Raw genomic sequence first — 18259 nt, forward strand, 5'->3', positions numbered from 1 at the left:
TGGGGAAGAGCTTTTTAGTCTTATAAACTATTAGACATGAAACGATGAGGGCTGCTGCAAAGAATAAGTAAAGTTATGCTTTACTTATCGATTGCATGATTAACTCGCTTTAAGCCTAAAAAGTAAGGACGTTCTCCAGTATTCGTCCTAGTAATAATACAGCCCCTACCAAAAGGAATTCTAATAGTTTTACGGTAAGGAAGTTTGTCTCCCTTAGCGCTAGTATTGGCCCCACCTACGCCAGATACTTTGACGGCCACGCATGCCATCCAACCTAATTCCATTATAATAGAAAGCGCTTACATTTACAAAAATATTCGTATTGCAAATTTCGACATTCGCTTCTATATCCCCTTATCAGCATAGGAAAATGGGCTTCTTACTGATAAGGGCCCTATAAGATTCAGGTTAATCTGCAATGAATTCCTGCAACTTTTGCGTTAGTCCACCATTGCCGAATTTAATGAACTTTGTTTTTCCGGCATCTTGTTCAGGGGTAGAAGCGAATTCCAAAAAGGCTAATAAGTTGATCCGGCGGTAAAGAATATGGACAATGCCATATTCATAGAACCAACGATCGATCGTGTTGTAAACCCCTCTATTCAGTCGGTATTGCTGCTGGCACCAGTGGAAAAATATTCTGTCCGGCAGATTTAGGTACTCCATATCTTCTAAGCCCCCATTTTGCTTCTCATTCATGATAGGGGAAATGGTCCGTAGCGATTCCTTTTGCATAGTGCAATCCTCCCTCATTGATAAAAACGAAAAAACCCCCTATTCTTGTTGAGTAGAGAGCCTCCAGTGAACTAGTCAGCTTATATGTTTTCCTTATATAAAAGCAGTATAAAATACATTAATCCTATTTGTCAAGTTGGTATTTAGAATTATTGAAATAGATATGTTTACTTTATATTTTCTGGGAAAATTGATTGAAAATACGAATAAAAATTTATGTTTATTCGTTTATAGTTCGTATATAATGATTTTGAAGTATTAAGGAGGAGAGACTGAATGTATAAATCGAAAAAGATTTTATTATTGGGCTCGGGTGAATTGGGGAAAGAGGTCATACTTGAAGCACAGCGACTTGGTGTTGAGACCATTGCTGTAGACCGCTATGAACATGCCCCTGCCATGCAAGTCGCTCATCGCAGTTATGTGATCGATATGCTGGATGCGGAGCAACTAAGGGGAGTTGTAGAAAAAGAACAACCCGATTTGATTGTACCGGAAATCGAAGCCATCGCTACATCTGAATTAGTCAAATTGGAAGAAGAAGGCTTTCATGTCATTCCGACTGCAAGAGCGGCTAAATTGACTATGGATCGTGAAGGAATCAGAAGGTTGGCTTCTGAAACCCTGGAGATTCCGACCGCAGCCTACAAATTCGCCGATACATATGAAGAATTTGTCCAAGCTGCCAAGGAAGTTGGATTTCCCAATGTCGTAAAACCGCTGATGAGTTCCTCAGGTAAAGGGCAAAGTGTGTGCCGAACGGAAGGTGACCTGGAGGATTGCTGGAAAATCGCGATGGAAGGCGGCCGGGTTCAAAATGGACGGGTGATCATTGAAGAATTTATCCGATTTGATTCGGAAATTACGCTGCTTACTGTCCGGGCCGTGAATGGTACCATGTTTTGTGCTCCTATCGGTCACATTCAGCAGGGCGGGGATTATATTGAATCATGGCAGCCACATAATATGACAGAAGCGCAAATAATGGAAGCTAAAAGAATCGCCCATGCGATTACAGATGAACTTGGAGGGTACGGATTATTCGGGGTTGAGCTTTTCCTCTCAGGGGATAAAGTCTATTTCAGTGAAGTTTCCCCACGTCCGCATGATACAGGGCTAGTGACATTAGTGACTCAGAATTTGTCCGAGTTTGCCCTTCATGTTCGAGCGATACTAGGATTTCCAATCCCGGAAATCACGCTGATCAGCCCAGGTGCCAGCCGTCCATTAAAAGCGCAAGATGAGTTATCGGAATATTCTATAGTCGGTGTTGAACAAGCTTTGGCTTTACCGAATACACAAGTGCGTCTTTTCGGAAAACCGGTTACCAAGGTAGGGAGAAGGGTCGCGGTTGCCCTGTCAACTGCCGATTCAATCGAGTTGGCGAGAGTGAATGCGGCCCGTGCTTTGGAATGTTTAGTTGTAGAGAAATAATAGTGAAAAAAGCGCTCTTGGAATGGAGCGCTTTTTCATATAGCATGACCTCCATAACCAGGCCTCCGACAGAGTTCTATAAGCGAAAATAAAGCATCCTGATTGGATGCTTCAGTTTATCGACAATAGGGGATTCGGAAGGGTCTCATCCCGAACCATGTTTAAGACTAGGGTGGACTTTATGGTTTTTTCTTGTTTTATGAAACCCTCAATAGTTTGAAGGAATTTGCGACACTCCTGCCGAATAACTGGCTAGCCAAGACCCCGCAGACGCTTGCGTCGAGGAGGCATGGCAGACAGTCGGCGGAAAGGGAGCGGATTTCTGAAAACAACCGGAACTTTTTTTCTTTTCTCCATTAATTTTTTAGCACTTTCAAACTCCTAACAAATCACTCCGATTTGAAGACGTTGAATGAAAAGAACTTGGTTCAAGATCACTTACCCACGCTGGTGTTAACTAAATCTTTATCATTCCTCTAAAGCCTGTAAAATGACCCCACTAATGATGATTTTCATGAATAACCCACAACTTCAAAAAAGTGGCATACAATTCCGAGTCAAGCTGCCTTTACTTTGTCTTAACAATTATCCTGCTGCATTTTTACATAGCCTTGACATGGAGTTCATTTTCTTCACCTATAGTTTAATTAAAGAGAAAACATTAATGGGAGGTCATTCATTTGAATCGCACATGGAGTAAAAAGGTTTTACCCATCACACTCGTTTCTGCATTAGCATTTGGAAGTTTATCATGGTCCGCTACGGATCGTGTTTCGGCAAAGGGGAATCCAAAAAAAGAACCCGAAATCAAGAACGTGATTTTCCTGATCGGTGACGGCATGGGTGTTTCCTATACATCCGCTTACCGATATTTAAAAGATAACCCTGGTACCCAGGTGGCAGAACGGACAGAGTTTGATAAATACTTGGTGGGCCAGCAGATGACCTACCCTGAAGACGCTGCACAAAATATAACGGATTCAGCTTCGGCAGCAACGGCAATGTCTTCCGGAGTGAAGACTTATAACGCTGCCATTGCAGTGGATAATGATAAATCCGAAGTCAAAACCGTATTGGAAGCAGCGAAGGAAAAAGGAAAAGCGACGGGATTGGTTGCCACTTCTGAAATCACTCATGCTACACCTGCATCTTTTGGCGCCCATGATGAAAATCGGAAAAACATGAATTCAATCGCAGACGATTATTATAATGACTTGATCAAGGGCAAACATAAAATTGACGTCCTCTTGGGCGGTGGGGAATCCAATTTTGTCCGTCCGGATGTCAATTTGGCGAAAGCCTTCGAAAAAGACGGTTACAGTTATGTGACTGATAAAAATCAAATGCTCAAGGACAAAAATGAACAGGTACTGGGATTATTCGCTTCAGAAGGACTCCCGAAAATGATTGACCGCCCAAGTGAAACGCCTTCTTTGAAAGACATGACTAGTTCGGCCATCGAGCGTTTGAATAAAAATAAAGATGGTTTCTTCCTTATGGTCGAAGGAAGCCAAGTCGATTGGGCAGGACATGATAATGATATCGTAGGTGCAATGAGTGAAATGGAAGACTTTGAAAAAGCATACAAAGCGGCCATGGAATTTGCGAAGAAAGACAAACATACCTTAGTGGTGGCTACTGCGGATCACTCTACAGGAGGATTCTCTATTGGAGCCAAAGGAATCTATAACTGGTACGGTGAACCCATCAAGGCAGCCAAACGCACCCCTGACTTCATGGCGGATGCCATCGTCAAAGGCGCCGATGTTGAAAAAACTTTAAAGCAATATATTGATCAAAATGAAGTGAAGCTAACTAACGATGAAATCAAAACGGTTTCTGATGCTGCCAAAACAAAAAATGTGACGAAAGTCGATAATGCCATTGAAGCCATATTCGATAATCGGACTAATACTGCATGGACTACCGGGGGACATACGGGTGAAGATGTACCGGTCTACGCATACGGGCCATATAAAGAGCGTTTTGCCGGGCAAGTCGATAACACGGATCATGCCAAAATCATCTTTGATCTATTAAAGAAGTAATAACACTTCAGGGAGGGATTCAATGAAAAGACTGATGATTGGTGCCCTGTTATTAACGGCATTTGGTGCTCTTAATACCCAACCAGCTTACGAAGAAGAAACGACAGCTAAAGAAAAAACAGAGGAAAGTGCACGACCACTGGTAAAAAAGGATGTCTATGTTCCGAATCCACAGCTTCCTGATGATATAAACTTGAACCAGATCGGTCAGAACGTTTCCGATGCAAAAGGCGAATTAACTTTGAAGGCCTATAAAAAAGTGAATGAAACGTTGAATGTTGGTCCGATCGAGGTTAAAGTCAAAGAAATGAAAGTGATGCATGCCACTCCGGATTACAGCATGATCGATTTCTTTCATGGCTATACACATGATGAAGATTTCGATATCGTAAAAGTGAACGTGGATATCAAAAACAATTCGGATAAAAAAATCAAGTTTTCCCCAGTCGCTTTCCTTGAAACAGACAAAGGGGAACATCTGACATGGGAAGATGACATCTATTTAGAAGAACTTACTGGTGAAATAGAAGGAAACGGTTCAAAAAATGGAAACATTGGTTTCATTCTAAGTGATGGAAACATAAAGGGAATATCCCTCATGACAAGTGATGCGGTGGATGAAGAAGGGGAAGTCTTTGCAAAAGGCAAGTCAGCTGAATTCGCTTTTTAGAGAATATGGTGTATGAATGCCTTCCAAAAAACAAATACTAGAACAAGTGATAGGGATTTCTATCACTGAACGGAATCTCCAAATCCTAATGATGAGGTGACACAGAATGAGCTATAAAGATCAATTAGATCCACATTCTCAAAAGTTTCACCATAATTGGACAAGACCTAAGCGTTCAAATTCTCAAGTTAATGGCCATACGCAAGAATCGCAAACAAACATTATACTAAGAAGCAATGCAAAGGCTCACAGGTGGTAATGGATATTTCCGACAAAGAAGGAGGCTCTTAATGAGTCTTCTTCTTTATATTTAAAATAGTTCATCTATACCAATCAAGGCATACATGGCTTTTCATTGATAATTATGATACCATTTACCTTTAAGATTAAAGTGATGAGCTTGGCGTGAAACTGGAGTTTCGATCTCGATTGAAAGTTTCACCTTATACAAATAGAGGACGTGAATTGTAATGATTAAAATTGAAATCCCTGCAGCGGATATAAGCATCAAACAAAGAAAGCAAGTTATAGAAGGAGACGAAGCCGTCATTCCTGAAATTTACGGGTTTATCGATTTTCATTTGATTCCCCGTGATAAAGGCGGCATCATCTTGTTTTACAATGAAAACGATGAGCTGATTTTTGTCGGAAAAGCACGTAAATTAAGACAAAGGGTCAAAAAGCACTTCGAGGATAATGTTTCTCCAATTAAAGAGCATCGTAATGAAGTCAAGAAAATTGACATTCTTATAGTCGAAGATGCCATGGAACGTGAAATCTATGAAACGTACATGATCAATAAACTTCATGCTAAATACAACATCGACAAAGTGTTTTATAAATAAAAAGAACCTATGAAAAGCTGACTGCATATGCACTCAGCTTTTTTGTGTGCAAACTTAAGTTTACATATGTACAAAAATAATTTCGTACATTTACAGCTGCTCCATGTTAGGTTAACAATGTTGGTTTATATTTAGAGTATTCCAATACATTTTCAGGAGGAAGCTATTGAAGAAAATACTTTGTAAAAAGGTGTTAGTTATCTCAATCGGGACAGTGATTGCCTTTGGGAATTTAACGTGGTCCGTGTCACAAGCTTCTAAACTGGCGAAACAGAGAGAGATTGAAACTTTTGAACAAAAGACAGTAAAATCTTCAGGGTGGGAAATGGCGGAATAAGCAAAGTAACCAATAATTTTTTTCTTGATTTGCAACAAAGAAAAAGAAAAATGTATTGGATAATGAAACGTTGTTGATGATCAGCAGCTTGTCAATATGGAAGTACAATAAATGATAAAACTGTAATGGAGGTTCATTACACATGATGTTATGTGTGATTGGGCTTCCATTTAATTTTTTTAGTTTTAGGAAGAATGTCAGCACCTTTCATTTATCCGTGATTGCCTATGCTGAGTATTGGGTGCAATGGCTGATTACATATGTTCAGGAAAAGTATTCGAGAGGTAATTTTGATAAAAAGCTTGCAAATAGGAATGATTACGTTTTATTATTAAAGAGTGATTTTTCATTAGGTTAACTTTTGTATTTAAATCGTAATGATTTTGATTTGTGAACAAAAATAATAAATCAGGTAAGGAAGTGACAAGGGATGGAGAAGGAGAAAATTCCCGTTACGGTATTGAGTGGATACCTTGGTGCGGGAAAGACGACGCTTTTGAATCATATACTTGAAAATCGCAATGATCTGAAGGTTGCCGTCATCGTTAATGATATGAGTGAGATCAATATTGATGCTTCGCTGGTCAAAAAGGGAGGGTTTACCCGGACAGATGAAAAACTTGTGGAAATGCAGAATGGCTGCATTTGCTGTACGCTTCGTGAGGATTTAATGATCGAGGTGGAGAAATTGGCGAAACAAGGGGACATTGATTACATCGTGATTGAATCGACTGGGATAAGCGAACCGGTACCTGTAGCCCAAACCTTCTCCTATGTTGATGAAAGCATGGGAATTGATTTATCGGAATATTGCCGGCTTGATACGATGGTCACCGTTGTTGATGGGTATAACTTTTGGCAAGACTTCACTTCCGGAGAAACACTTATTGACAGGATGCAGGCAACTGATACTGCGGATGGCAGGGAAGTCGTCGATCTTTTAATAGATCAGATTGAGTTCGCCAATGTCATCCTGTTAAATAAAATCGATCTAATGGATGCTGACGCCGTGGAGGAACTGAAAGCGGTACTTCATAAAATGAATGCAGATGCGAGGATCATCGAAACGGATCATTCCAAGGTGCAGCTAAAGGAAGTATTGAATACGCATTTATTTGATTTTGAAAAGGCAAGCCAAGGTGCAGGCTGGATAAAAGAGTTGAATGAAGAGCATATCCCTGAAACCCTTGAGTACGGGATTTCATCCTTCGTTTACAGAAGGAAATTACCCTTTCATCCATCACGGCTGATGACGTGGTTAGAAAGTTGGCCGGTGGAAGTGGTGCGGGCAAAGGGCTTCCTTTGGCTGGCATCAAGAAATGATATAGCCGGATTGCTATCGCAAGCAGGACCGTCATTAACGATACAAGCAGCCGGTAAATGGGTCGCAGCTTACCCTGAGGAAGAACAGCTCCAAATTTTGCAGGAAGCACCTGAATTACTGGAACGATGGAATGCGGTATATGGTGACCGGATGACGGAGCTGGTGATGATTGGCATCGAGATGAATCAAGAGGAGATAGAACGTGAACTAGATCAATGTTTACTGACTTCAGCAGAGTTGCAGCAGGATTGGTCTCTGTATGAAGATCCATTACCTGCATTTACGGAAATAGTCCATTAAAATTTAGGAGGAAAAAAACATGAGAGTGAACATTACTTTAGCATGCACTGAATCAGGGGACCGGAACTATATCACAACGAAAAACAAGCGGAATAACCCGGACAGAATCGAATTGAAAAAGTACTGCCCGCGTTTAAAGAAACACACGCTTCACCGTGAAACGAAGTAATTTCGAGATTTAAATCGTAATGATTATGCTTTATGAAGAGATTGGATGTAAAAGGAGGGAAGTTCATGTTGGAATGGATCATTATTGGCGGAGGCATTCAAGGTACGATTATGGCAGCATTTTTACTTAAGTCTTATCCAGGCCCGTAATAAGGGATCCATTCCACCTGACTTACATAAAGCGCTGATGAATCAGGTTAAACAGGGATTATTGCGTGTGATGGATGTTGAAGTGATAAGCGCTGTGCGGAGGGACGGGCAAAAGTCATTGCAGTGGGGACCTGGTTTATATGTAACGGGAGCATTGGCTGAACTTGAAATGGGCCCGATATCCAGGAATATATCGGGAGCAAGACAGGCAGCGGAACGGATTGTGAACAGTTTATAGAATTTATAAAATCATTATGGTTAAAAAAGGAGAATATAAATGGCGAAAAAATCCAAAGTGGTAAAAGCACAAAAACAGTTGGCAATGGTCGAAAAATATGCAGAAATCCGTAGGGAATTGAAGGCGAAAGGGGATTATGCTGCATTGGCTAAACTCCCGCGTGATTCTTCGCCGACAAGGGTCAACAATCGTTGCGGAGTAACAGGGAGACCGCGTGGGTATATGCGCAAATTCAACATGTCCCGTATCGCTTTTAGGGAACTTGCACATAAAGGGCATCTGCCGGGTGTCAAAAAGGCAAGCTGGTAAAGCGTGGTGATGAAAGTGATTAGGGATAAAAGTCTTTCATTCACTTGAATCAAGTACTAGTACTACAAAGAACATTCATAAAAAAGGGAGCCCTTGTTAAACAGGGGCTCCTTCCATTCGCTCATCATTATAAAGAAGTGATGCTTACTTGACTGCCTTTAATGCTTGTTCAGATATATAGAAGTCTTTTCCATTGTAAACGGTGATGGCATTTATTTTCTTTTGCTGTGTAGACTTAGAAGTCTTCATGATAACGATATTCTTATTTGCAGGCAACTCCACTTTTTGCTTACCCTTTTTTGCTACGAAAACTGGGTTATTCGGGTCAGACACATCAATACGGGTTGAATATCCCTTTTTCTCAAAGGAATCTTTAGCATTCATGTATAGTTTATTCGATAACTTTTGTAAATCAAACCCCATGAATTGGGCCATCTTTTTAGCGAGATCTGTATTCTCCACTAATCCTGTCGGTTTTGATGGGCCATAAGAATACAGGAATACGTCTTCCCCTGTATGACCGCCTGTTGTAAAACCAATGTTGGCACGGTTAGCAAGCATCTTTGTCATGTCAGCCCCTACGTTTTTTGAAGAGGATAGTTTTGCTGATTCTTCAGCTGTCAGATCATTAAGTCCATAAAGGGCTGCAACTTCCTTTAGATTGGATTTATCTGATTTCAACTTACTTAAAGCTCCTTCAACTGTCATCTTCGCTTTCTTTAATGGATCGATGTAGGCTGATACGGGTGTTTCCGGGTAGGAGGAGTTCGTGTTTAAGTTACCCATTGTAATTCCGCTGTTCCCATGGTCCGTTACAGCAATAACCATCGTGTTTCCATCTTTTTTTGCAAACTTAAGTGCCTCGTCCACGGCATTATCAAAAGCTAAAGTATCACTGATCATTCCGATTGTGTCGTTTCCGTGAGCAGCCCAGTCAATCTTGCTGCCTTCAACAAATAGGAAGAAGCCGTCTTTATCTTTTTTCAAGGTTTTAAGGGCTTTATTGGTCATTTCTGCTAAAGTGGGCTCACTTGGCTTTGTTGTTTCACGATCAAAATCATAGGCTAGGGCACTTGGTGCAAAGCTTCCCCAAATTTTATTAGATTTAGAGTTTAACAGCTCATCTCGGGTTTCAACAAAGTCATATTTGCCATCATCAAGCACTTCCAAAAGGTTTTCCCCATCAATTCTTGCATTTTTTGTTTTACCTGGTGAAAGGGATTCCTTGCCCCCGCCCAAAACCACGTCAATGCCCTGATAAACCTGTTGTTCCGCAATATCAGCGTAATTGCTTCGATGTGTCACATGAGCTGAAAAGCCTGCGGGTGTAGCATGCTGGATTTCAGAGGTAGAGATGATGCCAGTTGCCTTTCCCGCTTGTTTCGCTCCTTCCAATACGTTGGCGACTGGTTTATGGGCATTTTTCGGATTAACCGGATCGAGCCCTGGGGAATTGACGATGGATGGCAGGACACCGACAAATTTATCATTGGATTTATTTCCTGTCGCAAGCGCTGTTGCTGCAGGAGCTGAGTCTGTAATCGCTGATTCAGCTGAGTATGTACGCATACCACCGGCCAGCATTTCGTCCATGGCCAGATTATCGCCTTTATACCACCTTGAAAGGGTTGTGGCACCTGTACTTGTTCCGTCCATAACCATCATGATGACGTTTGTTGGTTCTTTTTTCTTGTCTTTTGCCTGAACATCTTCCTTCAATGTTGAAATACCCAGTGATGAAAGGGCTACTGTACCCGCTAACGTAATTCCTGCTACCTTTTTACTCATTTTCCCCAAAATGCATACCTCCAAAAAATATACTTGATACATCTAAGGATAAATGGGATATATTAAGAAATTACTTCATTTAAGTAAAGAAAGGTTTTTTATCTGTAAATTTGATTTTCTCGCTATAAATGAAATGAACGTACCATTTGAAGGCGCGACTGTTATTTATCATGGAAAAGCTCATGGGAAATGGACTGAAGTGTTATTTTTGAAGGCCTTTTCAGAAGGAATAGCTTAAGAGTGAACGTTAAAAAAGCAGAAATCCCATGGACTCTGCTTTTTTAGTATGCTATTTACCTTTGGAAAAATTCAATCCACTCTTTTTCTGGTCCATAAACGTAGAAATAGCGATAACCATTTGGAAGTGTGACGATTTCCTCCTCAATAAGCTCGGTGTTATCCAAGCTTTTGATCCGGGCATATTCTTCTTCGATATCATCCACGGTAATGGCAAAATGGTGGATCGTTGCTTCGGATGGCAGTGTGTCGCTATATCCTTGAATCAATTCTATTTCTGTTTCGTCCGACTCTTCGTAACCCAGGAATGCCAGTTCGATTACCCCATTAGTATGAGGCATGCGTAATTTTAATTTTAAATCCAGCACATCTTGATAAAAGGCGATGGATTTTTCAAGATCTTTTACAACGATGCCAATGTGATCGACCCTTTTCGCAGCCAAGAAAACTTCCTCCTTCATTATGTCCATGTGCAATATGCTGATAAATAGTATGTATAACATTATTCGGAATTAAATTACATTTTTATAGACGTTTTTAGATAATATTTAAAATAATGTTAATTAAGAGGAATTATTGGTGAATATTGAAAGGTGAGCGGTGACGTTATGGATAATATTTTTTTCATAATATTGTCTATTCAGATTCGAGGTATAAAATTATTGCGTTTACATTACATTACATTATGTTGGAAAGAATAGAATTTATATTTTTACAAGGCAAAAATTTGTTTCTATATGGATTAGTCGATATACTATGGAAACAACACCATTATTAATGGATATGAGAGGAGAGGTAATATGGGGAAAATTCGTGAAGGTGAAGTTTTCACACTTGCTGATGACAATGATGAAGGCCATGAAGTTGAGGTTTTAGGATCATTGGATGTAGAAGGAACGGAATATGTAGCGGTAGGTCTGCTTGAGGATATTGAAGAGGATACTGAAGAAGATATCGATATTTTCTTTTTCAGGGTCGAAGGCGAAGGTGAGCTGCTTGATATCGAATCGGATGAAGAGTTCGAAAAGGTATCATTGGCGTTTGAAGCCGCATTTGAAGCGAAAGAATGATGGGACAAGATAAAAGACGGCACAATATGTGCCGCCTTTTTTATATGTATAAGAAAGTATTGGCCCCGCCTTCGCCATATACCATGATAGCCACTCGTGCTATCCAACCTTACTTAAGTATAGGATTGTATTATTGATGGGACATGTACTCTATATGTAGATTTTGTTAAAAAACGGAGCATTTTTCCATCTCCAAGGCATAGGATAAAAAAGTGGAGGTGATGGGATGGCTGTTGTAAAGCACACTGATGCCGATATTGCTTTATTGGCAAGGTTGCTTAGAGCTGAAGGCGAGGGCGAAGGCGATCAAGGCATGTTGATGATCGGGAATGTAGGGGTGAATCGGATCAGGTCGAATTGTTCCGATTTCAAAGGGTTAAGGACGATTCCAGACATGATTTATCAGGAACATGCCTTTGAAGCTGTACAGAAGGGGTATTTTTATCAACGAGCAAGGGATAGGGAAAAAAGGCTTGCACGCCGCAGTGTAAATGGTGAAAGGCTATGGCCCTCGAAATTTAGCCTATGGTACTTCAGGCCACCGGGAGATTGTCCGGCAACCTGGTATAATCAGCCTCTGGTTGGCCGATTCAAGCTTCATTGCTTTTATGAACCAACAGGTGCAGAATGTCAAAATATTTATAATACATTTTAATGAAGAGGCTGAACCTTATGGAGGTTTAGCCTCTTTGTGCATCAAACCCTAAATGGTAAATATCATATGATAAAACTGGCAAATGATTTACTGTTACTGTAAAATTGAGACAGTAAATTTCCGGATAAGAAAGGAATAAAAAAATTGATGAGTAAAGGGCTTATTAATTATGGACAAGGGCAAATGGGGGAACAGTCGGAGGAGAATACTTGGAAATTCAGGTCTTTCATGGAGAATAACCCGGACGCCATTTCCATTGTTGATCTGGAAGGTAAGACTCTTCAAGTAAATGCAGCTTTTGAAGAGTTTTTCGGTTGGACGAACGATGAGCTCATTGGCATGCCATTTCCCATTATTCCTGAATTCTTGAAGGAATCAGTCAAAGGATTGCATGACCAGATTAGGGCTGGGGTACAAAAGAAAGGCTTTGAAACGGTCAGGCAAAGGAAGGATGGCCGGTTAATCGATGTGAGCATCTCCCTATTTAATATCCGGGATAAAGAAAATGAGCCGTGTGCACTGGTCTTCGTTTATCGGGATATCACGAATCAAAAACTTGCTGAAGCTGCCTTGAAGGAAAGTGAACAAAGGTATCGCAGTTTAGTGGAGGTGTCACCTGAAGCGATATTTGTGCATCGCAATGGGATCATAGAGTATATGAATCCCATGGGGGCAAAAATGCTTGGGATGGATAGTGTGGAAGATATTATCGGTAAATCGGTTTTTCAATTCGTTCACCTTGATTCCCGGGAAAGTGTACAAAAAAGAATCGAGATAATGAGGGACGATTATCAAGCAGTTGGTTTACTGGAACAAAAGTTCATTCGACTTGACGGACAAGTCTTTTATGGAGAAACACTCGGGCTTCCGATTATTTATAAAGGTCAGCCAGCCATACAGGTATTCTGCAGGGATATTACGGAGCGTAAAAAGACCGATGAGCTGCTCTGTAAATCCAATATGTTATCAGCGGTAGGACAGATGGCTGCGGGCATCGCACATGAAATAAGAAATCCATTAACTACGGTAAAAGGATTTTTACAATTATTAAGGGAAGACCCTGAGCAAAAGGACTATCTTGAAATGACGGTCAGTGAAGTTGAGAAAATCGAAATCCTGGCCAATGAATTTTTAAGTTTAGCAGAGCCTGAAGCGAAGGTTTGTGAATCGATACAGCTTAACGAAATATTGGATAGTGTGATTACGTTAGCCGAGTTTCAAGCGATATTGAATGATGTTGAAATCATCAAGGAATTCAATACGGATTTGGCATCAGTCATTGGCGAACCGAATCAGTTAAGACAAGTATTCACAAATGTCGTCAATAATGCGATAGAAGCCATGCCGAATGGCGGCAAACTTCATATACAGTTAAACCATGAGGGCGCCTCCGCAATGATCCGATTCATTGATCAAGGTTGTGGAATCTCAAATGAGCGCATGAAGCATATAGGTCAGCCTTTTTATAGCACCTCGGAAAAAGGAACAGGGTTGGGGCTCATGGTCAGTACTAAAATCATCCATGAACATAATGGGGAAATTCATTTCAGCAGCGAAGTGGGAAAAGGGACGATTGTAGAAATCATTCTCCCAATCAATGAAAGTTCACAATGAAAAGTGACGAGAAGCCATGCTCTCGTCACTTTTTGGATTATAGCTTAACGATCGTTCTGCCTCTTGCTTCCCCTTTTAATAGGGTAGGAAGGATGTCAGGCAATTCATCAATTGTAATTTCCTGTTGAATGAGCTGTTCTAAATGCGTAAGTTTAAAGTCGGTGGCAAGGCGATGCCAAACTTTCAATCTTGTATCCATCGGGCAATTGACCGAATCGATACCAAGTAAATTAACGCCTCTGAGGATAAATGGAAAGACGGTGGCAGGAAGGCTTGTACCAGCCGTTAATCCACTGACCGCTACAGATCCGCCATACTTGATTTGGCTAAGGACCGAGGCTAACGGTTCACCGCCGACGGGATCTACCGCCCCGCTCCACTTCTGTTTGCCCAGTGCCCGCAGCTTGCCATCATATACATCTTCACGGGATATAATAGTCGTCGCACCGATTTCCTTCAGGTATCCATGTTCCGATTCTTTTCCTGTACTCGCTTCAACGGAATAGCCTAGTTTGGAAAGGATCGAGACAGCGAAACTGCCAACCCCGCCAGTTGCCCCAGTGACGAGAACGCTCCCTTGCCCAGGTGTAAGGTCATTTTCTTCCAGGCGCTGAACCGATAAAGCTGCAGTGAAACCAGCCGTTCCGATGATCATCGCCTCTTTCATTGTAAGGCCATCAGGAAGCGGAACGATCCAATCTGCAGGAACACGGGCAAATTGACTGTAGCCGCCGGATTGTGAAACGCCAATCCCATAGGAGGTCGCAATGACTGCGTCCCCTTTTTTAAAGCGGGAATCCTCAGATGAAACGACAACACCAGCCATATCAATTCCCGGAACGATCGGATAGCTGCTGACAATGTTTCCATTCGGAATGCTGGCAAGGCTATCTTTATAGTTCACACCGGAATAATGAACACGGATGAGCACGTCCTCTTGCGGCAGATCATCAACTGATAGTTTCTGAATGTTAACGGTGAATTGATCATCTTGCTTGTTCACGACTAATGCATCAAATTGCTGTATCATGGTTCGTTCCCCCTTTTATAATGAATCTATCCAATTATAAAAGAAAAAACGTTGTGATGTATAATGATACAAATCGAAATAAGTAGTGCTTGCTTTTCTTTCTGCTTCTAAAAATGTTACTATTAGATTTGATTCAGTTCATATTAAAGGAGATGTTTTACATGGCTAAAAAAGGATACATACTTATGGAAAATGGAGAAAAGATCGAATTCGACCTTTTCCCGAACGAAGCACCGAACACAGTTGCTAACTTCGAAAACTTAGCAAACACAGGATTTTATAACGGCGTAGTCTTTCACCGTGTCATCCCTGGTTTCGTAAGCCAAGGCGGAGATCCAACAGGTACAGGTGCAGGCGGAAGCGGCACACAAATCAAATGTGAAACAGTAGGAAACCCTCACAAACATGAGGCAGGCAGCCTATCAATGGCACATGCCGGAAAAGATACAGGCTCAAGCCAATTCTTTATCGTGCACGCACCACAACCGCATCTTAACGGCGTTCACACGGTATTCGGTAAAGTGACATCTGGACTTGAAACAGCAAAAGCTATGAAAAATGGCGACAAAATGGAAAAAGTCGAAGTTTTTGACGCTGAATGATAGAAGTGAAAAGAGGGGGCATTATGCCCCCTCTTTTTTTTCCATGTTCATGGGCAGCAGACTTAACCTATAAGCCCGCTTTAATGGGTGAGCATTTTAGTTAGGTTGGCGTAATGCTTTCAGTGAAACGATAGTTGACCTCTGTCATGGATTCCGAAATAGCCCATAATCTTTTCGAAGTTTCTTCAATATATAAGGTATCGATGATATCGTCTTTTCTAGGAAAGCCTTTTCTGCTTTTCTTGCCATCGGGACCGATATACTCCCCGCCTGTTAATGTAGGTTCCGTTGCGGCATAAAGAGTGGGCAGTGCGCCCAGATTTGCGGGCTGGGTGATGGTTTTGGAAAGAAAGTGGACAAATTTATTCATGGGCTTGCCAGATCCGCGTGACATGAGATTGGTATGGGCAAGGCCCGGATGACAGGCAATGCTAATCGGGTTTGCATCATGCTGGTTGAATTTGTTCTGTAATTCGCGGGCAAAGAGAAGATTGGCCAGCTTGCTTTGCGCATAGTATTTCATTGGTTTATAACCGTTTTCACCATTTAGATTTTCGAAATCCATGAATCCATTGTGGGCGGCCAAGCTGCTCAATGTGACCACCCGCGATTTTGGAGTAGAAAGGATACGCGGAAGCAGGAGGCCTGTCAAAGCAAAATGACCGAGATGATTGCTGCCGAATTGTAGCTCGAAACCATCCTTCGTCTTGCTGTAAGGCGGAATCATCACACCTGCGTTATTGATAAGGACGGAGAGTGAGTCATAGTTTTCCTTATAGGAATCAGCAAAATGCCGAATGCTGCTTAAATCACTTAAATCCAGCTGCATAACGCGTACATTTGCCTTAGGGTGGACCGAGATGATTCTATCGACCGCCTTTTCACCCTTTGAAGCATTCCGGACGGCAAGAATGATTTCTGCCCCCTTACCGGCCAGTGCAAAAGCCGTTTCGAAGCCAAGTCCACTATTAGCACCAGTGATTACAATGGTTTGCCCCGATAGATCTACCATTTCTTCGCCAGTCCACTTTTTAATCATCCAATCACACCTTTCCACACATTCTATACCTATCATATACCCAAATAATTCCTATATGTCACATTCCATGGCGGGAACTAAGTGTTGTACTTATTTTTTTGCAATTTTAAAGGATATTGTTGATTTTATTGGTGAACTACCGGGGAAGTTTAGTTGCACAAGTTATAAATTGAATGGTTTAAAGTTATAGAGCATTTCGCTGTAATGAGGAATGCTTTTTATCTTGTCTATAAACAATAACAATATAATTAAAATCAATAATATTTTATTGTGAAACAATAAAACATGTGTTAAATTCAAATTGACAATAAATAAATGAGGTGCTTTTTATGAAACCAAGTTCAACACTCTTTTTAAAGGTAGCTGTTATTTTTATTGGCATTCCTGTTCTTGCTTTGTGTCTATTTTTGTTGCCTCAGATAGCGAATGAAGCAAATGAAGCAGCAGAAAGAGGTTCAGATTTGGCTTATGTGGTATATGGAATTTTAATGGTTATGTATGTTTCGGCGATCCCATTTTACTTCGCTTTGTATCAATCTTTTAACCTTTTAAGCTATATTGACAAGAACCAAGCTTTCTCGGAATTATCTGTAAGAGCCCTAAAGAAAATCAAAAACTGTGCCATCACAATCAGTGGCTTGTACGTGGTTGCTCTGCCACTCGTCTATATCATGGCGGAGATAGATGACGCACCGGGTCTCGTACTAATCGGAATGGGCTTGATTTTTGCTCCCATGGTGATTGCGGTCTTTGCGGCTGTTCTTCAAAGACTTTTAAAAGAAGCCATCGATATAAAATCAGAGAACGACTTAATAGTCTGAGGTGAATAACATGGCAATAATAATCAATATTGATGTGATGCTGGCTAAAAGGAAAATGAGCGTAACAGAACTTTCGGAGAGGGTTGGAATAACAATGGCTAACCTTTCTATATTGAAAAATGGAAAGGCAAAAGCGATTCGACTATCCACGTTAGAAGCGATTTGTAAGGCTTTAGACTGTCAGCCGGGAGATCTTTTAGAATACAAAAGTGACGAGTACACTCAAGAATAATAGGCAACAAATTTCTTCAACTAATGGGTGGTTTAGTTCAAAAAGGGAGGTTGCTGCGGCAGCCTTTTTCTTATGGAACTAACGGGGCAGGTTAGTTTGAATAAGATATAAATAATTTTCATAATTTTTATTTCAAAAGAGCTGCATATCCGTTTCGAATCTATTCATTAATTCATATCCTATTAATACTAGGGAGGAGATGAATAGATGGCATCTAATGATGAATTAATTTGTCAAGAGTTTGCAAGAATTATCGGCGGCCAAGAAGGATTTGCGGGTGGAAAATGTGTGACAACCATAAATCGAAATGAAATAAAAGCAAAAATTTCAGGAAAACGTTTTAGAGTAACCTCTTCTTTCTCATTTGAATCAAGAGATAATAAGACTGGACGAGCATTGTGCCTAGGTAGGGTAGCACTCTTGCAAAAAGAAGTCGAGAATTTTGTTGCTTCCATTCTTAAACAAGGAATAATAGTTTCATCCATACACAATGAGTGGCTTTTTGATAATCCGAATTTGGTTTACGTTAATATCGAAGCTGTTGATGCCCCATTAGTTTTTGCAAGGAAAGTAAGAAAAGCGTTAAGGAACTAATGGATTTCTCACTAGTGGT

23 protein-coding genes are annotated in these 18259 nt (G+C 40.9%); 18 read left to right on the forward strand and 5 right to left on the reverse strand.

The features are described from left to right. Window positions 1-408: 408 nt before the first annotated feature. Window positions 409-735 carry a hypothetical protein gene (locus QUF86_RS08290; RefSeq protein WP_289314580.1) on the reverse strand — a complete coding sequence of 109 codons (327 nt, stop codon included), beginning with the start codon at window positions 733-735 and terminating at the stop codon, window positions 409-411. Window positions 736-1011: 276 nt separating this feature from the next. On the opposite strand from QUF86_RS08290, the gene purT reads away from it, so the two are divergent. The 10 genes from purT to rpsN all read left to right on the forward strand — a co-directional run bounded on the left by purT (window position 1012) and on the right by rpsN (window position 8558). Beyond that, window positions 1012-2169, forward strand: a complete 1158-nt coding sequence (purT, locus tag QUF86_RS08295) for a phosphoribosylglycinamide formyltransferase 2 (protein WP_289334020.1) — start codon at window positions 1012-1014, stop codon at window positions 2167-2169. Between the two features lie 680 nt (window positions 2170-2849). Beyond that, on the forward strand, window positions 2850-4217 hold the full coding sequence (locus tag QUF86_RS08300) for an alkaline phosphatase (RefSeq protein WP_289334021.1): 1368 nt from the start codon (window positions 2850-2852) through the stop codon (window positions 4215-4217). 22 nt (window positions 4218-4239) lie between these two features. After that, window positions 4240-4887 carry a DUF4352 domain-containing protein gene (locus QUF86_RS08305; RefSeq protein ID WP_289334022.1) on the forward strand — a complete coding sequence of 216 codons (648 nt, stop codon included), beginning with the start codon at window positions 4240-4242 and terminating at the stop codon, window positions 4885-4887. A gap of 106 nt (window positions 4888-4993) precedes the next feature. Then, window positions 4994-5146, forward strand: a complete 153-nt coding sequence (locus QUF86_RS08310; protein ID WP_076368068.1) for a YpzG family protein — start codon at window positions 4994-4996, stop codon at window positions 5144-5146. A gap of 205 nt (window positions 5147-5351) precedes the next feature. Next, window positions 5352-5732, forward strand: a complete 381-nt coding sequence (locus QUF86_RS08315; protein ID WP_289336197.1) for a nucleotide excision repair endonuclease — start codon at window positions 5352-5354, stop codon at window positions 5730-5732. A 166-nt stretch (window positions 5733-5898) separates the two neighbouring features. After that, a complete protein-coding gene (locus tag QUF86_RS08320) occupies window positions 5899-6069 on the forward strand; it encodes a hypothetical protein (RefSeq protein WP_181762212.1) in 171 nt (56 codons plus the stop codon). Between the two features lie 430 nt (window positions 6070-6499). Next, window positions 6500-7693: a GTP-binding protein gene (locus QUF86_RS08325; protein ID WP_289314589.1), complete on the forward strand. Its 1194-nt coding sequence runs from the start codon at window positions 6500-6502 to the stop codon at window positions 7691-7693. Between the two features lie 19 nt (window positions 7694-7712). Further along, window positions 7713-7862 carry a 50S ribosomal protein L33 gene (gene rpmG, locus QUF86_RS08330; protein WP_034310390.1) on the forward strand — a complete coding sequence of 50 codons (150 nt, stop codon included), beginning with the start codon at window positions 7713-7715 and terminating at the stop codon, window positions 7860-7862. Window positions 7863-7946: 84 nt separating this feature from the next. Continuing rightward, window positions 7947-8249 carry a hypothetical protein gene (locus tag QUF86_RS08335; protein ID WP_289336303.1) on the forward strand — a complete coding sequence of 101 codons (303 nt, stop codon included), beginning with the start codon at window positions 7947-7949 and terminating at the stop codon, window positions 8247-8249. A 39-nt stretch (window positions 8250-8288) separates the two neighbouring features. After that, on the forward strand, window positions 8289-8558 hold the full coding sequence (gene rpsN, locus QUF86_RS08340) for a 30S ribosomal protein S14 (RefSeq protein WP_289334023.1): 270 nt from the start codon (window positions 8289-8291) through the stop codon (window positions 8556-8558). A 144-nt stretch (window positions 8559-8702) separates the two neighbouring features. On the opposite strand, the gene QUF86_RS08345 is transcribed toward rpsN, so the two are convergent. Further along, a complete protein-coding gene (locus tag QUF86_RS08345) occupies window positions 8703-10346 on the reverse strand; it encodes an alkaline phosphatase (protein WP_289336198.1) in 1644 nt (547 codons plus the stop codon). Window positions 10347-10398: 52 nt separating this feature from the next. On the opposite strand from QUF86_RS08345, the gene QUF86_RS08350 reads away from it, so the two are divergent. Continuing rightward, window positions 10399-10584, forward strand: a complete 186-nt coding sequence (locus QUF86_RS08350) for a hypothetical protein (protein ID WP_289334024.1) — start codon at window positions 10399-10401, stop codon at window positions 10582-10584. Window positions 10585-10639: 55 nt separating this feature from the next. Here QUF86_RS08350 and QUF86_RS08355 read toward each other — a convergent pair whose 3' ends face one another. Next, a complete protein-coding gene (locus QUF86_RS08355) occupies window positions 10640-11026 on the reverse strand; it encodes a VOC family protein (RefSeq protein ID WP_289326774.1) in 387 nt (128 codons plus the stop codon). A 357-nt stretch (window positions 11027-11383) separates the two neighbouring features. Here QUF86_RS08355 and QUF86_RS08360 point away from each other — a divergent pair, with 357 nt between their 5' ends. From QUF86_RS08360 to QUF86_RS08370, 3 genes are all read left to right on the forward strand, one after another. Beyond that, a complete protein-coding gene (locus QUF86_RS08360) occupies window positions 11384-11653 on the forward strand; it encodes a DUF1292 domain-containing protein (protein ID WP_230159473.1) in 270 nt (89 codons plus the stop codon). A 226-nt stretch (window positions 11654-11879) separates the two neighbouring features. Further along, window positions 11880-12308: a cell wall hydrolase gene (locus QUF86_RS08365; protein ID WP_289314593.1), complete on the forward strand. Its 429-nt coding sequence runs from the start codon at window positions 11880-11882 to the stop codon at window positions 12306-12308. 147 nt (window positions 12309-12455) lie between these two features. After that, a complete protein-coding gene (locus QUF86_RS08370; RefSeq protein ID WP_289314594.1) occupies window positions 12456-13922 on the forward strand; it encodes a PAS domain-containing sensor histidine kinase in 1467 nt (488 codons plus the stop codon). Window positions 13923-13959: 37 nt separating this feature from the next. Here the strand turns inward: QUF86_RS08370 and QUF86_RS08375 are convergent, their stop codons facing one another. Beyond that, window positions 13960-14952, reverse strand: a complete 993-nt coding sequence (locus tag QUF86_RS08375; RefSeq protein WP_289334025.1) for an NADPH:quinone oxidoreductase family protein — start codon at window positions 14950-14952, stop codon at window positions 13960-13962. Window positions 14953-15113: 161 nt separating this feature from the next. Between QUF86_RS08375 and QUF86_RS08380 the strand changes: the two genes are divergently transcribed. Further along, window positions 15114-15554, forward strand: a complete 441-nt coding sequence (locus tag QUF86_RS08380) for a peptidylprolyl isomerase (protein WP_053348803.1) — start codon at window positions 15114-15116, stop codon at window positions 15552-15554. A 100-nt stretch (window positions 15555-15654) separates the two neighbouring features. On the opposite strand, the gene QUF86_RS08385 is transcribed toward QUF86_RS08380, so the two are convergent. After that, window positions 15655-16593 carry an oxidoreductase gene (locus QUF86_RS08385; protein WP_289334026.1) on the reverse strand — a complete coding sequence of 313 codons (939 nt, stop codon included), beginning with the start codon at window positions 16591-16593 and terminating at the stop codon, window positions 15655-15657. Between the two features lie 329 nt (window positions 16594-16922). Between QUF86_RS08385 and QUF86_RS08390 the strand changes: the two genes are divergently transcribed. From QUF86_RS08390 to QUF86_RS08400, 3 genes are all read left to right on the forward strand, one after another. Then, a complete protein-coding gene (locus QUF86_RS08390) occupies window positions 16923-17414 on the forward strand; it encodes a DUF2975 domain-containing protein (protein WP_289314597.1) in 492 nt (163 codons plus the stop codon). A 10-nt stretch (window positions 17415-17424) separates the two neighbouring features. Continuing rightward, window positions 17425-17646 carry a helix-turn-helix domain-containing protein gene (locus tag QUF86_RS08395; RefSeq protein WP_289314598.1) on the forward strand — a complete coding sequence of 74 codons (222 nt, stop codon included), beginning with the start codon at window positions 17425-17427 and terminating at the stop codon, window positions 17644-17646. A gap of 207 nt (window positions 17647-17853) precedes the next feature. Beyond that, window positions 17854-18240 carry a DUF1259 domain-containing protein gene (locus QUF86_RS08400; protein ID WP_289334027.1) on the forward strand — a complete coding sequence of 129 codons (387 nt, stop codon included), beginning with the start codon at window positions 17854-17856 and terminating at the stop codon, window positions 18238-18240. Window positions 18241-18259 lie beyond the last annotated feature (19 nt).

Origin of the sequence: Peribacillus sp. NJ11 (genome assembly GCF_030348405.1) — a bacterium.
Taxonomy (GTDB): domain Bacteria; phylum Bacillota; class Bacilli; order Bacillales; family DSM-1321; genus Peribacillus.

Coding starts and splice junctions, on each gene's coding strand:
- QUF86_RS08390 (WP_289314597.1), top strand. CDS start 16,923: ATGAAACCAAGTTCAACACTCTTTTTAAAGGTAGCTGTTATTTTTATT.
- QUF86_RS08385 (WP_289334026.1), bottom strand. CDS start 16,593: ATGATTAAAAAGTGGACTGGCGAAGAAATGGTAGATCTATCGGGGCAA.
- rpsN (WP_289334023.1), top strand. CDS start 8,289: ATGGCGAAAAAATCCAAAGTGGTAAAAGCACAAAAACAGTTGGCAATG.
- QUF86_RS08360 (WP_230159473.1), top strand. CDS start 11,384: ATGGGGAAAATTCGTGAAGGTGAAGTTTTCACACTTGCTGATGACAAT.
- QUF86_RS08350 (WP_289334024.1), top strand. CDS start 10,399: ATGGGATATATTAAGAAATTACTTCATTTAAGTAAAGAAAGGTTTTTT.
- QUF86_RS08305 (WP_289334022.1), top strand. CDS start 4,240: ATGAAAAGACTGATGATTGGTGCCCTGTTATTAACGGCATTTGGTGCT.
- rpmG (WP_034310390.1), top strand. CDS start 7,713: ATGAGAGTGAACATTACTTTAGCATGCACTGAATCAGGGGACCGGAAC.
- QUF86_RS08370 (WP_289314594.1), top strand. CDS start 12,456: ATGAGTAAAGGGCTTATTAATTATGGACAAGGGCAAATGGGGGAACAG.
- QUF86_RS08400 (WP_289334027.1), top strand. CDS start 17,854: ATGGCATCTAATGATGAATTAATTTGTCAAGAGTTTGCAAGAATTATC.
- QUF86_RS08380 (WP_053348803.1), top strand. CDS start 15,114: ATGGCTAAAAAAGGATACATACTTATGGAAAATGGAGAAAAGATCGAA.
- QUF86_RS08325 (WP_289314589.1), top strand. CDS start 6,500: ATGGAGAAGGAGAAAATTCCCGTTACGGTATTGAGTGGATACCTTGGT.
- QUF86_RS08345 (WP_289336198.1), bottom strand. CDS start 10,346: ATGAGTAAAAAGGTAGCAGGAATTACGTTAGCGGGTACAGTAGCCCTT.
- QUF86_RS08395 (WP_289314598.1), top strand. CDS start 17,425: ATGGCAATAATAATCAATATTGATGTGATGCTGGCTAAAAGGAAAATG.
- QUF86_RS08310 (WP_076368068.1), top strand. CDS start 4,994: ATGAGCTATAAAGATCAATTAGATCCACATTCTCAAAAGTTTCACCAT.
- QUF86_RS08290 (WP_289314580.1), bottom strand. CDS start 735: ATGCAAAAGGAATCGCTACGGACCATTTCCCCTATCATGAATGAGAAG.
- QUF86_RS08365 (WP_289314593.1), top strand. CDS start 11,880: ATGGCTGTTGTAAAGCACACTGATGCCGATATTGCTTTATTGGCAAGG.
- purT (WP_289334020.1), top strand. CDS start 1,012: ATGTATAAATCGAAAAAGATTTTATTATTGGGCTCGGGTGAATTGGGG.
- QUF86_RS08375 (WP_289334025.1), bottom strand. CDS start 14,952: ATGATACAGCAATTTGATGCATTAGTCGTGAACAAGCAAGATGATCAA.